This is a genomic window from Paenibacillus montanisoli, from assembly GCF_003268025.1.
Taxonomy (GTDB): domain Bacteria; phylum Bacillota; class Bacilli; order Paenibacillales; family Paenibacillaceae; genus Paenibacillus_Z; species Paenibacillus_Z montanisoli.
In genome coordinates, this window is sequence record NZ_QLUW01000005.1 from 325,151 (window position 1) to 339,629 (window position 14,479).

Consider the following 14,479-nt stretch of genomic DNA (forward strand, 5'->3'; position numbering starts at 1 on the left):
AGAATGCTAGAATACCTATCTTCTAATCTACTTGCATTGCCGCTAGAGGTAAATGGGGGGAATTTTGCACGTCAAAAAGCCCCGTCCTTAGACAGGACGGGGCTTTCAACTATAAATAAATACCAATCGATCCATTATTAGTTATAATTTTCAGACAATTTCGATAGAAACTGCCGCGTTCTCTCGTGCCGAGGGCTGCCAAATAATTGCTCGGGTGGGCCTTCTTCGACGATTACGCCATCATCGATCAGCATAATGCGGTCAGCGACATCGCGGGCGAATCTCATTTCATGCGTGACGATTATCATCGTACGGCCTTCCGCTGCCAATTGACGGATTACCTTTAGCACCTCCCGCACAAGCTCGGGATCGAGCGCCGAGGTCGGTTCGTCGAATAGCAGCAGCTTCGGATCGATGGACATCGCCCTCGCGATGCCAACCCGCTGCTGCTGGCCGCCGGAGAGCTGGTGCGGATAAGCATCGGCTTTATCCGTTAACCCCACCTTCTCGAGCAGCGAGAGCGCTCTCGTCTCGGCCTCTGTCTTCGTGCGGCGCAAAGCGGTAATCTGGCCCTCCATCACGTTCTGAAGCGCGGTCATATGGGGGAACAGATGATAGGCTTGAAAGACCATCCCCGTCTGGCGGCGCAGCAACAGCACTTCGGCATGCTTCGGCTTGCTGCCGGGCTCGAAGCGAATGCGCTGCGCGCCAATCGCGATCGTGCCCGAGGTGGGCGTCTCCAGAACGTTCAAGCAGCGCAGCAGCGTCGATTTGCCGGAGCCGGACGGGCCAATGATCACGAGAACATGGCCCTGCTCCAGCTGCAGATCGATGCCATTCAGAACGGAGGCGTCTCCGAACGACTTCGTTAGATTTTGAACCTCAAGCATCATAATCGGTACGCTCCCTACTTGGCGTGATAACGTTCGTAGTAACGCTCCAGCCTATGCTGAAGCGCGGATAGTACGGTGCACAGCATCAAATAGATTAAGGCAACCTCGCAATAGATGAGCAAGGGCTCGTAGACCGTCGCCGTTATTTCCTGCCCTTTCCGGAACATCTCCGTTAACGTTACCGTCGCCGCCAGCGAGGTGTCCTTCACGAGGCTGATGAACGAATTGGATAACGGCGGGACGGACACCCGCGCGGCTTGCGGCAGGATGATCCGGCGCAGGGTCGTTAGCCGCGTCTGTCCAAGCGAGTAAGCGGCCTCCCATTGCCCGCGCGGTATCGAAATAATCGCGGCGCGGATAATTTCGGAGCCGTATGCGCCCACGCTGAGCGTGAAGCCGATGACCGCCGCGGGAAAGGCATCGATCGTAATGCCGATGCTCGGCAGCCCGTAGAAAATAATGAACAGCTGCACCAGCAGCGGAGTGCCGCGGATTATCCACACATAGAAGCGCGCCAGCTCAGCCAGCGCGCGGAAATCCGACAGCCGCACAAGCGCGGTCGCAATCGCCAGTGCAAGGCCGAGCGCGAACGAGATCAGCGTAAGCGGCACGGTGAAGAGAAGCCCCGCCTTCAGCAGAGGCATGAAGGATTCGATAAAGATGTGCAGCAGACGCTCTGTGCGATCGCTCATGATGACTTACCGCCTTTACTTCGACACATCCTCGCCGAAATACGTTTTGGATATGTTCAGATAGGTGCCGTCCGCTTTCATATCGGCGAGCGCCTTATTGACGGCGCTGACCAGATCCGCATTGCCTTTCTGGAACAGCAGGCCGCTCTCCGACGCGCTCTCCGTCTCGTCGACCACTTTGATCGGCACGTCCGGACGCTGCTTCTTCAGATCTAGGAAGCTCAACTCGTCGTTAATCGTGGCATCGATCCGCTTCGAAGTCAGCAGGTCGATCGCCTGGTTGAAGCCATCGATCTGAACGATCTCCGCGCCGTTTGCCTTCGCGATGTCGGCAAGATTGCTCGTCAACGACTGCCCGGATTTTTTGCCCTTCAAGTCTGCCAGCTTCTTGATGTCCGTGTTGCCCTCCTGCACGATCAGCACCGCTTTGGAAACGATGTACGGATCGGAAAAGTCGTATTTCGCCTTGCGGTCATCCTTGATCGTTACCTCGTTCGCCACCATATTGTAGCGGCCCGCATCGAGCCCGGCCAGCATGCCGTCCCAATTTGTCTCAATGAATTTGGCTTTCACCCCGAGCCGCTTGGCGACCTCCTCGGCAATTTGGACGTCGAAGCCGGTCAGCTTCCCGTCCTTGTCATGAAAAGTGAACGGAGCATAGGTTCCTTCGGTGCCAATCGTAATCTCTCCGTTGGACTTGATCGTTTCAAGCAAAGTCGCTTTACCCGGTGCATTTGCCTCGTTGCCCGACTCCTGCTTGCCGCATGCCGACAGATTGAAAGCCAGCAGCGCGGTCGCAGCGAGCGCGAAATAGAAGCGGTTTGTGCCTGTCATCTTTGCAATTCCCCCCAATATAGAAACTTTGAGAGTAGTATGCGGACTTTCAGATTGGTTCATTCCTCCAGAACTGGCGTGGAGCGGCGTAGCGCGGCTCATGTGCGGTAACTCGTTCCTCTCTTGAGCGGGTCTTCGGCCGTTTTGGGCTCATGTGCGGTAACTGGTTCCTCTCTTGGGCGGGTTTGCGGCTGTTTTGGGCTCATGTGCGGTAACTCGTTCCTCTCTTGGACGGTTTGCGGCCGTTTTGGGCTCTTGTGCGGTAACTCGTTCCTCTCTTGGGCGGGGCTGCGGCCGTTTTGGGCTCATGTGCGGTAACTCGTTCCTCTCTTGGGCGGGGCTGCGGCCGTTTTGGGCTCATGTGCGGTAACTCGTTCCTCTCTTGGGCGGTTTGAATCTACTTCCTCTCTGTGGCGAGATTGTAGTGGAAATGGCGCACCTCGTGCAACACATTAGTGAACCAATGGCGAGCACCGACGGTGGGCGGCCGCCCGCTGCCCGTTCTTTGACAGCTCAGGGGGGTGTACTATAATTGAATTGAGCTTTCTACACACGTCAGAAGAAAGGAACCAGCAACTATGAACCTCATGACCGGCGAAGCCGCCGCTATGTCGCGGTCCAGGCGGCTTTGGACGGCGGCGGTGCTCGGCTCGCTGAGCGCATTCGCGCCTCTGTCAATCGATATGTATTTGCCCGCCCTTCCTAAGCTCGCGGATGATCTGAACACCGGCACCTCGCTCACGCAGCTCAGCCTGACAGCTTGCCTGATTGGGCTCGCGCTGGGGCAGCTGTTCGCTGGCCCGATCAGCGACGTTCGCGGCCGCCGCAAGCCGCTCCTCATCGGGCTGCTGCTGTACACGGCATCCTCGCTGCTATGCGCGTTTGCGCCTACGATCGGCACCTTTATCGCGCTGCGGTTCGTGCAAGGGTTGGCCGGCGCCGCAGGCATTGTAATCGCCCGAGCTATCGCGCGTGATTTGTACGCCGGGCCGGAGCTGACCAAGTTTTTCTCGCTGCTCATGCTGGTTAACGGCGTCGCGCCGATCGCCGCCCCGATCGTCGGCGGCCAACTGCTGCGCTTCACGACGTGGCACGGGGTGTTTGTCGTTCTCGCCGCAATCGGACTGATCATGTTTCTAACGGTGCTGTTCGGCTTGCCGGAAACGCTGCCTGCCAGCCGCAGAGCAAAAGGCGGCATCAAAAACACCTTGGCAACGTTCCGCCGATTGTTGAGCGATCGGACGTTCATGGGCTACGCGCTCGCGCAAGGATTTGTCATGGCGGCACTGTTCGCCTACATCTCCGGCTCGCCGTTCGTGCTGCAGGAGGTGTACGGCGTATCGCCGCAAACCTTCAGCCTTTGCTTTGCGATCAACGGCCTCGGCATCATCCTCGCGAGCCAAACGGCCGGCCGCCTGGCGGATCGCGTAAACGAGACGAAGCTCTTCCTCACCGGGCTGGGACTAGCCACGGCAGGAGGCGTCGCCTTGCTGCTTATGCTGCTTATCCATGCGCCGCTGCTGCTTGTCCTAATTCCGCTATTCTTCGTGGTTTCGAGCATCGGGATTGTCACCACGATGGGCTTCTCGCTCGCCATGCGCAATCAAGGCCGAGCCGCAGGCAGCGCATCCGCCCTGCAAGGGCTGATGTCGCAGCTGTTCGGCTCCATCGTTGCGCCGTTTGTCGGCATAGCCGGCAGCGGTACCGCCATTCCAATGGGCGTGATCATCGCTGCACTCGAATGCCTCGCGCTGCTGATTTTCCTGCTGCTGGCCGGCAAAGCGACGGCAGCGGCAACCGCCGCGGCAGCCAAAAAATAATCCCCTTCATCCAGCGGGCAGCCTTCACGCTGCCCCGCCCGGATAAGGGGATTTTTTCATGTACCGAATACCTGCTTTTAAGCCTCATTATGGAGTTACGTCAAAATCATCCGCAAAGCAAAAAAGGCGAGCGCCGCGCACATAATGCGGATTAGCATCTTGCTGCCGATACGGCGGGAGACGATCGCGCCGAGATAACCGCCCAGCAGCGCTCCGGGGGCAAGCGGCAGCACGAGCTGCCAATCCCACTCGCCGCGATACAGATGCATGCCGCTGCCGAAGAGCGCGGAAACCAGGATGACCGACATGGAGGTTGCCGTCGCTATGTGCGGCGGAAACCGAAAGAGCAGCACCATGGCAGGGATCAGCAGCACGCCGCCTCCAATGCCGAGCAGGCCGGAGATCAGGCCGACCGCTCCGCCGATCAAAAGAGCCGGAAGCAGGCTGTAGCCATACTGGTGCTCTGAGCCGCTGGGATCAGTAAAGGTGCGGACATAACGCCAAGTCCCGCTGAACGGTTTCATCCGGTGGCGAAGCAGGAGCAGCACGACCATGAACAGCATGAACACGCCGAATGCCCGCCGGAAAGCCTCCGGGTGAAACAGCGAGGTCAAGCTCGCTCCGACCATGGACATCGGGGCGCTCGAGAGCGAGAAGAACAGCGCGCAGCGCAGATCGGTTTTGCGTTCCTTCATAAACGTGAGCGTCGATGTCAGCGACGTAAATACGAGAACGCCGAGCGAGACGCCGACCGCCATCGCGGTATCGATCGTCATGCCCAGCATAGACGGGCCGAGCAGCAGCAGCGCGGGCACGATGATCACGCCGCCTCCGAGGCCGACGATCGCACCGAAGGTCGAAGCGATCAGCCCAAGCGCGAATAGCAGCAGCAGCGTGGGAATGTCCCATAACAAAGCATCTGGTTGAAGCATAGCTATTATAAGTACCTCGTTTCGTGAAGTGAGCGTTTCCTCTCCCATTATACAGAAATAAGGCGTCCTCCGGTTAGACCTACGCCAGCGGCGCAAAGCCTGCGTAAAACGGGGGATTCCTGCATGTTTGATGCTGCTGCGGGAAGACTATGGGAGTCCATTCAGAAGGAGGTTATCACGTGGATCAGAACTTCATAAACAAGCTGCACGATACGCAGGCAAAAGCCGAAAGCAATAAGCACCGGCAGGGTAAAGGCTCCCCGGGGAAGCAACTGGCCAACAAGCAGCACAGCACTAACAAGTAACTCAGACGAGCAGGAGGCGGAGCAGGTTTTGGACTGCTCCGCCTCTTGTTTTGTGGTCAATGTAGTGCTCCTGGAGCTCCTCTTTGCTCGTTCCCGCCAAATCTCCGCCAATGTAGTGCCCCTGAAGCTCCTCTTTGCTCGTTACCGCCAAACTCACGCCAATGTAGTGCTTCTGGAACACCTCTTTACTCGTTTCCGCCAAACTCACGCCAATGTAGTGCTCCTGGAGCACCTCTTTGCTCGTTCCCGCCATATCTCCGCCAATGTAGTGCTCCTGGAGCACCTCTTTGCTCGTTCCCGCCATATCTCCACCAATTTAGTGCTCCTAGAGCTCCTCTTTGCTCGTTACCGCCAAACTCACGACGATGTAGTGCTCCTGGAACACCTCTTTACTCGTTTCCGCCAAACTCACGCCAATGTAGTGCTTTTGAAGCTCCTCTTTGCTCGTTCCCGCGTTCCCGCCATAGTGCTCGGGCATTTCAGCCGCCAACCGCAGGCCGCAGTCCAACGCCCGCGAGTCATTGGCCGCCACCACCTAGCGGACCGTGTCCTCTCCCGCTACCCCGTATCCGCGCCTCGCTCCGCCTGCAGTGCCGCGATAATTTCGGCAGCGGCGCGTTCGCCGCTTTCGACGGCGCCATTCATGTAGCCCTGGTACACCACGGAAGTGTGCTCCCCTGCAAAATGGCAGCGGCCCTCCCGGCCTTCGCACTCCTCCTCGATCCCGGTGAACTTGGTGTACTGCCCTACCTTGCGGTACGCATACGAGCCAAGCGAGAACGGATTGCCCGGCCAATAATCGCGGGTAACTTTGCCGTTCCAGCGCTGGGTAATGCCAGGCATGACCGGCTCCAGCTGACGAAGAAACTGCTGCGCCCGCTCCGGCAGCGAGCCGAAATTCATCCCCTCCGCGACATGGCCTCCCGTGTAATCGACCAAAATACCGGAGGTGCCAGGCTGGCCGCGCGTCACGTCGAATGTATTTTGATACCCGCTGTCCGCGATCGTATCGCCGTTGCACCCCGCCGCATGCCAATAGCGGTCAATGAACTGCAGGTGCAGCTTGCTGTTCGCCCCCATGCCCAACTCCTCGATTGCCGTCATCTTCAGCGGACGAAAGCCTGCCTTGCTGAAATCGACCGAGCTGCGCAGGATCGAGAACGGAATCGTAAGCACGACATGGTCCGCCTTCGTCTCATGCGTGCCATCACGGTCCTGATAGGTGAGCCGGTAGCCGGAGCCGCCGGCTTCCTCCGCTATGGCAATCAGCCTCCGTCCGCGCAGCAGCGCACCGGGCGCTAGCCTGTCCATCAGCCTCCGCACGATTTGATCGTTGCCGCCACGCACATGGAAACGCTCATCCGATACGCCGAACGGACTGAACCGCTCCCCATCCGGGACATGATCATGCAGATAGAGAAAATTCAATGCGCTCTGCTGCGATGACTCCGCGCCGTACTCGATATTGCATGCGATATCGATCAGCCGCCCGAATTTCGAGTCCTTCCCGCCAGGCACGCTTTCTTCGATCCAATCGACGACCGACATGCGGTCAAGCTCCTGTCCGCGCGGCGTGAACCGGTTATATCGCGTCGGGAAGCCCGCCGCTTTCAAATCCTCGTTCAGCTTCGGCACCACCGCCTGAAAGTCTCTTGTAGCGTCCCCAAACGTGTATGGCTTCCCGTCAAAATAATAGCAAGGCTCCGTATCATCCGCCTCTGCCGCGATCAAATCATTCAGCGTCAGACCCAGCTCCTCGATCAGCCTGCGCAGCGCGTAATGACCGGTATCGATCAGCATGCCGCCGCGTTCGATCGACTGCTCTTCGGCGAACGCGCCGCGGCGCGTATCGATGCGGCCGGGGATTTTTTTATGATCGGCTTCAAGGATGATGGGCTCAAGCCCTGCCTGCTCCAGCCGATAGGCACAGGTCAAACCGGCAAGGCCTGCGCCGACGATGGCGATCTGCGCTGCGGGGGGTGAGGAGAAAGCGGACACTCCGGACGGAAAATGGGACAAAACCGGCGATGAAGGGGGGTGGGCGAGCGGATGGGCGGCTTTTCGTTTCCATTCGTAAATCACTTGTTCAAAAGGAACTTTTCTCTGATTCGCTTCTTCGATGACGACATACATCTCTTTGAATAATAGGGCCAACGCGGTATGAGGCATACGATCCTCCTTAATGGAATGGTCCACAACTATTAATCTAGTACTATGTATGTGCAGCCGGCGAAGAAGAGGAAACGGCACTATGGCGTGGTTCCCAGATTTTTTCGCGCATGCCAAAAAGGCCCGCAGCTCTTCATCGAAGAGTTACGGGCCTTTGTGCTTGGAGGGATCAGTCGATGTAACCGGCGATGCCCTTATCCATTAAATAATCCATTTCCGCATCCAAAATCGTTTCCACCGTCGGCTCGTCCAGCTTCAAGCCGGGACGGCTCAAAATATAATCCACCAGCTCGTCGCTGTCGATATTCACGTCGCCGTTCTTGTCCTCTTGCGCGTTGTTGATGAACGTTTGCTCATGCTTCAGCACTAGCTCGATGCTGCTTGGCGCAGCACCCGTTTTGCCGGCAATGAACTGGACAAGCTCCTGCATATTGATCTCTTCGCTCACGTAAGGTCAGCTCCTACTCGTTATGGTTCATTTTGGAACATCAGACTATATTGTAGCACAGCCGCGAACCGTTTCTCAAAATCGGGACGCTACGGAATCAGGAGGATTTTGCCCGTGCTGGCCCGACTCTCCAAGTAGCGGTGCGCTTCCGCTCCGTCAGCGAGCGGGAAAGTTTTCGGCGGCTGCAAGCGCAGCTGGCCCTCCAGCATCGCGGTGAAAAGCTCCTGTCCCCGCTTGCGCCGCTCCTCGGCCGTCGTGACGTGGTTCCACAGATCGCCGCCGGTCAACGTTTTGCTCGTATCCATCAGCATACGCGGATCGACCGGGGCCGGATCGCCGCCGGCCATGCCGAAGAAGACGACGTGCCCTTTCGTCCGAACGCTGCGGAAGCTGTCCATTAGGGTGGAGCCTACGGAGTCGTACGCGACATCCGCCCCCGCCTCTGCGCCGCTGCCGATCTTCGAGGTCCATTCCAGGACGCGGCTCACCCAGTCGGTATTATAAAGTAACACCTCGTCGGCCCCGGCTGCCAGCGCCATCTCGCGCTTCGCGCTGCTAGAGGTAAGCCCGACGACCTTGGCCCCCTTGGCCTTGCAGAGTTGAATGAGCAGTTGGCCGACGCCGCCGGCCGCGGCATGAACGAGCACCCTGTCGCCCGGCTTCACGGCATAGCTGTCGTTCACGAGATAATGCGCCGTCAGTCCCTGCAGCAGAACCGAAGCGGCGGCTTCAAAGCCGATTCCCTCGGGCAGCTTAATGGCCCGATCGGCGGGAACGGCTACGATTTCGGCGTTGGCATGCGGCGCATCCGCGAACCCGATGCGGTCGCCGACCTGGATGCCCGCTACGTCAGGCGCCACCTCTTCGACGACGCCCGCTCCTTCATAGCCTAGGATGAAAGGCGGCTGGCCCACCAGATGGTAATTGCCGCGGCGCCGATAGATATCCGCATAATTGAGGCCGATGGCGCGCATCCGCACCTTCACCGAGCCCGCTGCAAGCGGCGGGTCCGGGATCTCTTGAAGGGCCAGTACCTCCGGTCCTCCGAATGAGTGAAAAACCAACGCTTTCATGATGTCCGTCACCTCGGATATGAATTTACCTTCTAGCTTACTCTTCCCGCAGCCTTGTCTCAAGTCGGGCCGAGGCGGCCGCTCTTAGGAGATTCGTGTAAAAACGTGATACAATACTCCATATGAGCAAGGTTCGGCTAAGTTAAAATGCGAGATCTGGGGAGATGGTTGACGGTGGTACAAGCAAGCGGGGATACAAAAGATACGCGGCGAATCCTGATCGTAACCGCCGTTGATGCTGAGCGCGACGCGGTGCTGCGCGGGCTCGGCGGCGATCCGCGGTTCCGCGTCATCGCGGCAGGCGTCGGGCCTGCCGCGGCGGCGGCCGTGACGGCTGCAACGCTGGCCGCGGAAGGCGGAGCAGAGCCGGTGAGCAGCGAAACGAGCGGCAGAGCGGTGAGCGGCAGTGCGAACGCTGGTGCCAGCGCCGGTGCAGCCGCGAGCGCGCCCAGCGCTGGCATGCCGCCCTCGGCGGAAGCAGCGCAGCGACCGGGCGGCTATCGCCTGGTCGTCAGCGCAGGCATCGCCGGCGGCTTTCCCGGCCGCGCCGCGCTGGGCGCGCTCGTGGTCGCGGACGAGCTCATCGCCGCCGACCTCGGGGTCGAGACCCCGGGCGGCTTCGCCAGCGTCGACGAGCTCGGCTTCGGCTCGTCGCGCGCCGGGGTCTGCACCCGCACGGCGGGCGCTTTGGCCGCGGCGCTTCGCGCGGCCGGACTGCCGGTCGTCACGGGGCCGGTGCTCACCGTGACCACGGCAACAGGCACTGCCGCCACAGCAGCGGAGCATCTGCGGCGGGTGCCGGAGGCCGCGGCCGAAGCGATGGAAGGCTTCGGCGTGGCCGCCGCTGCGCGGCACATGGGCGTGCCCGTGCTGGAGCTGCGGGCGATCTCGAACGCGGTCGGCCCGCGCGACCGCGACGCGTGGCGCATCGGCGACGCGCTGCAGGCGCTCGAACGCGGCTGCGCCATACTAAAGGAGGTGCTCGAGTGAGCATGAACATCGCATTCTCGCCATGTCCGAACGATACTTTTGTCTTCCACGCCTTGGTGCACGGGCTCATTCCCGGTGCCCCGGCGTTTAATGTTACGTACGCCGATATCGATATTACGAACCATTGGGCTGCCAACCATACCGGCCCCGAGGTATTGAAAATTTCCTACGCCGCCCTGCCGTGGGTGCTGGACGACTACGCGCTGCTGCCTTGCGGCGGCGCGCTTGGCCGCGGCTGCGGTCCGCTCGTGCTGACGAAGGGCGCCGCCTGCAATCCCGCGGCGCTCGCAGGCAAACAGGTGGCCGTTCCGAGCGACCGCTCGACCGCTTACCTGCTCTTCCGCCTGTGGGCGGCGCAAGTCGTTCCGGAGGGCGGCATGGACATCGTCGTCATGCCGTTCCACGAAATCATGCCCGCCGTCCGAGACGGCGCCATCGATGCGGGTCTCGTCATCCATGAAGCCCGCTTCACGTACCAGAATTACGGGCTCAGCATGCTCGCCGACCTCGGCAGCTGGTGGGAGGCCGATACCGGGCTGCCCATTCCGCTCGGCGCCATCATTGCCCGCAGGTCGCTGGACGCGGCTTCGCTGACGGCTTGGATCAGCGCTTCCGTCGAGTACGCATGGGCGCATCCTCAAGAATCGGCAGCTTATGTCATGCAGCACGCCCAAGAGATGTCGCCGGACGTCGCCAAGCAGCACATCGCGCTGTACGTCAACGACTTCTCGGCCAATCTCGGCGAGAGCGGCTATGCAGCCGTTGAAGCGCTGCTCGGACGGGCCGCCAAGGAGGGCTTGGTCCCTGCGTTCGACCTGGCCAAACTTCGCCTCTAGCGCTCATAAAAAAGGCTATCCCGTTGCAGGCAAGCAGTTTCAAGCTTGCCGCCGTCCGGGATAGCCTCTTTTTTATTCCTTGATCCGCGCATCGCCCTTCCATTCCCGTTCGAACAGCTCCTGATTCCCCCGGTGAAACTTCCGCAAATTGCGAGGGAACTTACAGCCGTCGATTAGTGCGTCGATCGCGGCTTGATCCCCTTCGCGCACAGCCTTACGCATTGCTGCGACGTAAGCAAAATCAGCCGTTTGACGGCGTTTCATCTCGCCCCTATCCATCGTCGAATTGCCGTGTCCCGGAATCAGCCGCGTGATCGAATGCGAAGCCAGCATCACGTCCAGCTTCCGGATGCTCTCTTCGTACAGCGTGCTGCTGTGATAGATGTACGGAAACTCGATATCCGACCAATAGTCCCCGGCAAGCAGAAGGCCCAGCGGCTCCACAACGGTATAGATGCCGTCGTCGTTATGTCCAGGCGACAGATAAAACGTCAGCCTCGCATCCCCAAGCTGAAGCGTTTGCCCGTCCCGTTCCACCCGATGCTGAACGACTGGATAAGCAATCTCATAGTCCCGCTCCAAATAGTAGCTGTCCTCAAAGTCGCGGATCTGCTCCAAAATCGCTTCCCGCTCCTCTTCGCGCTTATCCGCCAAGGCGGCGGATGCGATCACCTCCGCGTCCGGTAACGCCCCGTATCCGATGATGTGGTCATAGTCGGAGTGCGTGAACAGCACATAGTTCTTCCTTCCTCCTGCAAGATCGGCCGCGTACCCGCGAATCTCCTCGACCTCGTGCGGGAGCCAGCACGGATCGACGATGAGAACGGCGTCCCCTAGGTCGATTACGGCAGACATCGTTTTGTAGAGCGCGCTCTCAAACAGCGTAAACGGGCCTTCTTTCAGTTTGATCATACCGGTTCTCCAATCTCTCGAATTCATTAGCAATACATAGAAAGTCCCCATACCTGACACACTTGAAATATGTTACGCGACAAGGGGGCATTTTCCTCATGATGGACTGCATCATCATCGGCGGCGGCATCGCAGGGCTTCAGGCCGCGATCCAGCTGGGCCGCTACGCTATTCATAACGTGCTCGTCATCGATGCGGGGGACGGCCGCTCCGCCATTTGCCGGAGCTACCGGAACCTGCTCGGCTATCCCGAGGGCGTGTCCGGCACCGCGCTGCGCCAAGCCGGGCGCTCTCAGCTGGCCGCTTACGGCATCGAGGTCGTTACGGACACCGTCATGGAAGCTCGTCCCATTCCGGGCAGTCCCGGCGGCTTCGAGCTGCGCTGCAGCAAGCCGGGCGCTCCTGCTTATCAGGCGAAGACGCTTCTGATCGCCACCGGGGTGATGGACCGGCTGCCCGACTATCCGGAGCTGCGGCCTTGCCTCGGGCTGACCGTATTCGTCTGTCCGGACTGCGACGGCTACGAGATTCGAGGCCGCAGCACAATCGTACTCGGAGCCGGCGATGTCGGCGCGCGCATGGCGCTTACGCTGCGGATTTGGACCGACAAGCTGCTGTACATCGACCAGGCGGCCGAGCAGCGGCAAGCGGCAAGCGGCTCCATGCAGGAGCAGCTCGCGGCCGCTTCCATTGCTTACCGCTATGAACGCGAGCTCCGCGTAAACGCCGATTGCGACGGCAACTTCCATGGCGTAATTCTGCCGGACGGCACCATACTGGAAGCGGAGCGCGCTTTCGTCGCTTATGGCGGCAATGAGGTGAAATCATCGCTTGCCAAGCAGCTGGGCGCGAAGATGCACGAGAACAGCCATATCTGGAATGACCCGCGCAGCAAAATGACCAGCGTTCCCGGCGTCTGGGCCGCAGGCGACGTTGCCGTTCATTCGGAGCAGGTATCCATTGCGATGGGCGAAGGCGCCCAGGCGGCGATTTGGATCCATAAGACGCTGCTCGGCATGCGGCAGGACTAACAGGACCTTCAACGCCAAGCAAAGCCTGAACCGTCCGATTACTTCTTCGCCACATGCACCTTCAGCAGCTTCCCCTTCACGGTCGTCTGCTTCATGGCGCGCAGCACAAGCGGCCCTTTCCCGTTCAAAATGTCGACGAAGGTAGCGCTGTCCTCGATCGTGATGATCCCGATATCCTCCGCGGTCATGCCCTCGAGCTTCGCGATCGTCCCGACGAAATCGACCGCGCGCAGCTTCTTCTTCTTCCCTCCGCCAAAATACAGCCTCGTAATATCCCGGCTGAGCAGCTCCCGTTTGTCCGGCTGCACGGCAGCTCCGGCGCGCAGCTTCCGCTCGAACGCCGCCTTCGCCGAGGCGGCCTCCTCCGCGCTCGGCGGCTCCGCCCGCGGCAGCTCGAAGCCGATGTAGCCCTCGATATCGGCGAGGTACTTGTCCTCGCCGGGCGCAGCGAACGTAATGGCGATGCCGCTATGACCGGCCCGGCCCGTCCGGCCGATGCGGTGCACGAAGTTTTCCTTGTCCATCGGCAGGTCATAGTTGATTACATGCGTAATCTTGTCGATATCGATGCCCCGGGCGGCCAGATCGGTCGCCACCAGGTAGCGGAACTCCCGACGCCTGAAGGCGTGCATAACGCTGAAGCGGTCATTTTGCTCCATGCCGCCATGGATCTTATCGCAGGGATAGCCGTTTTGGCGAAGCAGCCTTGCTACCTGGTCCACCGTCTCCTGCATGCGGCAGAATATCATGCAGCTGTCCGGGTTTTGGATCGTCGTGACCGCCTTCAACAGCTCCGGCTTCTGCGCCTCGTTCACCATATAGAGCGTATGTACGACCTTTTCGGCCATCGCGCCCTCCGCCTCGATTTCGACGCTTATTGGATTATTCATATACCGTTGGCATAGCCGCTCGACTTCGGGCGGCAGCGTCGCCGAGAACAACAGCGTGACGCGGTTTTTGGGCAGCGCCTGCAGAATGGCATCCACCTGCTCGATAAAGCCGCGGCTCAGCATCTCATCGGCTTCGTCAAGAACCAAATAGCGCAGCCGTTTGACCTCCATCGTGCCGCGCTGAATATGATCGAGCACCCGTCCCGGCGTGCCGGCGACGATGTGGACCTTCTGCTGCAGCTCCAGCTTCTGCCGGGCGAATGGCTGCTTCCCGTAGATGGCGACCGCCTTAATGCGCTTGAACCGGCCGAGCGCGATCAGGTCCTCTTTCACCTGTCCGGCCAGCTCCCGCGTCGGCGTCAGCACGAGCGCCTGCGGTTTGTTCTCCTCCCATTCCACGAGCTCGCAGATCGGGATGCCGAAGGCGGCTGTCTTGCCGCTGCCCGTCTTGGAACGGACGGTCAGGTCCCGCTGCGCAAGCACTTGCGGGATGACTTCCCGCTGAACCGGCGTCGGCTCCTTAAAGCCAAGCTGGTCTAAAGCGCGGACAATGTCCTCGCTGAGCGGATAGGTATGAAAGCTGTTGCCCTGCATAGTAGACTCCTTCTTCCGTTTGATACGTTCTATTATAGCCCAATTTTACCTAGCGGCCGC

Annotated in this window: 16 protein-coding genes; 5 read left to right on the forward strand and 11 right to left on the reverse strand. The window is 59.9% G+C overall.

The window, feature by feature from the left end:
* Positions 1-137 precede the first annotated feature (137 nt).
* Genes DL346_RS24095 through DL346_RS24105 form a run of 3 tightly spaced genes read right to left on the reverse strand, consistent with a single transcriptional unit; the run spans position 138 to position 2,419 of the window.
* Positions 138-890, reverse strand: a complete 753-nt coding sequence (locus DL346_RS24095; protein WP_112885093.1) for an amino acid ABC transporter ATP-binding protein — start codon at positions 888-890, stop codon at positions 138-140.
* A 17-nt stretch (positions 891-907) separates the two neighbouring features.
* The gene (locus tag DL346_RS24100) at positions 908-1,585 is read right to left on the reverse strand and encodes an amino acid ABC transporter permease (protein ID WP_112884941.1); all 678 of its coding nucleotides are present in this window, start codon (positions 1,583-1,585) and stop codon (positions 908-910) included.
* Positions 1,586-1,600: 15 nt separating this feature from the next.
* On the reverse strand, positions 1,601-2,419 hold the full coding sequence (locus tag DL346_RS24105; protein ID WP_112884942.1) for an amino acid ABC transporter substrate-binding protein: 819 nt from the start codon (positions 2,417-2,419) through the stop codon (positions 1,601-1,603).
* A gap of 578 nt (positions 2,420-2,997) precedes the next feature.
* On the opposite strand from DL346_RS24105, the gene DL346_RS24110 reads away from it, so the two are divergent.
* The gene (locus tag DL346_RS24110) at positions 2,998-4,239 is read left to right on the forward strand and encodes a multidrug effflux MFS transporter (protein WP_112884943.1); all 1,242 of its coding nucleotides are present in this window, start codon (positions 2,998-3,000) and stop codon (positions 4,237-4,239) included.
* Between the two features lie 95 nt (positions 4,240-4,334).
* Here the strand turns inward: DL346_RS24110 and DL346_RS24115 are convergent, their stop codons facing one another.
* Positions 4,335-5,171 carry a sulfite exporter TauE/SafE family protein gene (locus DL346_RS24115; protein WP_112884944.1) on the reverse strand — a complete coding sequence of 279 codons (837 nt, stop codon included), beginning with the start codon at positions 5,169-5,171 and terminating at the stop codon, positions 4,335-4,337.
* Between the two features lie 179 nt (positions 5,172-5,350).
* Between DL346_RS24115 and DL346_RS24120 the strand changes: the two genes are divergently transcribed.
* Entirely contained in the window at positions 5,351-5,476 is a 126-nt protein-coding gene (locus tag DL346_RS24120) for a DUF4023 family protein (protein ID WP_240633387.1), read from the forward strand.
* A gap of 1 nt (position 5,477) precedes the next feature.
* Here DL346_RS24120 and DL346_RS24125 read toward each other — a convergent pair whose 3' ends face one another.
* The 5 genes from DL346_RS24125 to DL346_RS24145 form a co-directional block, all read right to left on the reverse strand.
* Entirely contained in the window at positions 5,478-5,780 is a 303-nt protein-coding gene (locus DL346_RS24125; RefSeq protein WP_112884946.1) for a hypothetical protein, read from the reverse strand.
* A 21-nt stretch (positions 5,781-5,801) separates the two neighbouring features.
* The gene (locus DL346_RS24130) at positions 5,802-6,011 is read right to left on the reverse strand and encodes a hypothetical protein (protein ID WP_112884947.1); all 210 of its coding nucleotides are present in this window, start codon (positions 6,009-6,011) and stop codon (positions 5,802-5,804) included.
* Between the two features lie 23 nt (positions 6,012-6,034).
* Positions 6,035-7,645: a flavin monoamine oxidase family protein gene (locus DL346_RS24135; protein ID WP_112884948.1), complete on the reverse strand. Its 1,611-nt coding sequence runs from the start codon at positions 7,643-7,645 to the stop codon at positions 6,035-6,037.
* Positions 7,646-7,814: 169 nt separating this feature from the next.
* Positions 7,815-8,093 (reverse strand): hypothetical protein, encoded by a 279-nt coding sequence (locus DL346_RS24140; protein ID WP_112884949.1) that lies wholly within the window; start codon positions 8,091-8,093, stop codon positions 7,815-7,817.
* A gap of 89 nt (positions 8,094-8,182) precedes the next feature.
* Complete coding sequence (locus DL346_RS24145; RefSeq protein ID WP_112885094.1) at positions 8,183-9,166, reverse strand: quinone oxidoreductase family protein; 984 nt, start codon at positions 9,164-9,166, stop codon at positions 8,183-8,185.
* A 174-nt stretch (positions 9,167-9,340) separates the two neighbouring features.
* On the opposite strand from DL346_RS24145, the gene DL346_RS24150 reads away from it, so the two are divergent.
* Complete coding sequence (locus DL346_RS24150) at positions 9,341-10,156, forward strand: futalosine hydrolase (RefSeq protein ID WP_240633389.1); 816 nt, start codon at positions 9,341-9,343, stop codon at positions 10,154-10,156.
* A 2-nt stretch (positions 10,157-10,158) separates the two neighbouring features.
* The gene (locus DL346_RS24155; RefSeq protein ID WP_112884951.1) at positions 10,159-10,992 is read left to right on the forward strand and encodes a 1,4-dihydroxy-6-naphtoate synthase; all 834 of its coding nucleotides are present in this window, start codon (positions 10,159-10,161) and stop codon (positions 10,990-10,992) included.
* A gap of 72 nt (positions 10,993-11,064) precedes the next feature.
* Here DL346_RS24155 and DL346_RS24160 read toward each other — a convergent pair whose 3' ends face one another.
* Complete coding sequence (locus DL346_RS24160; RefSeq protein WP_112884952.1) at positions 11,065-11,904, reverse strand: MBL fold metallo-hydrolase; 840 nt, start codon at positions 11,902-11,904, stop codon at positions 11,065-11,067.
* 98 nt (positions 11,905-12,002) lie between these two features.
* On the opposite strand from DL346_RS24160, the gene DL346_RS24165 reads away from it, so the two are divergent.
* Positions 12,003-12,935 (forward strand): NAD(P)/FAD-dependent oxidoreductase, encoded by a 933-nt coding sequence (locus DL346_RS24165; RefSeq protein ID WP_112884953.1) that lies wholly within the window; start codon positions 12,003-12,005, stop codon positions 12,933-12,935.
* A 38-nt stretch (positions 12,936-12,973) separates the two neighbouring features.
* Here DL346_RS24165 and DL346_RS24170 read toward each other — a convergent pair whose 3' ends face one another.
* Positions 12,974-14,419, reverse strand: a complete 1,446-nt coding sequence (locus tag DL346_RS24170; protein WP_112884954.1) for a DEAD/DEAH box helicase — start codon at positions 14,417-14,419, stop codon at positions 12,974-12,976.
* Positions 14,420-14,479 lie beyond the last annotated feature (60 nt).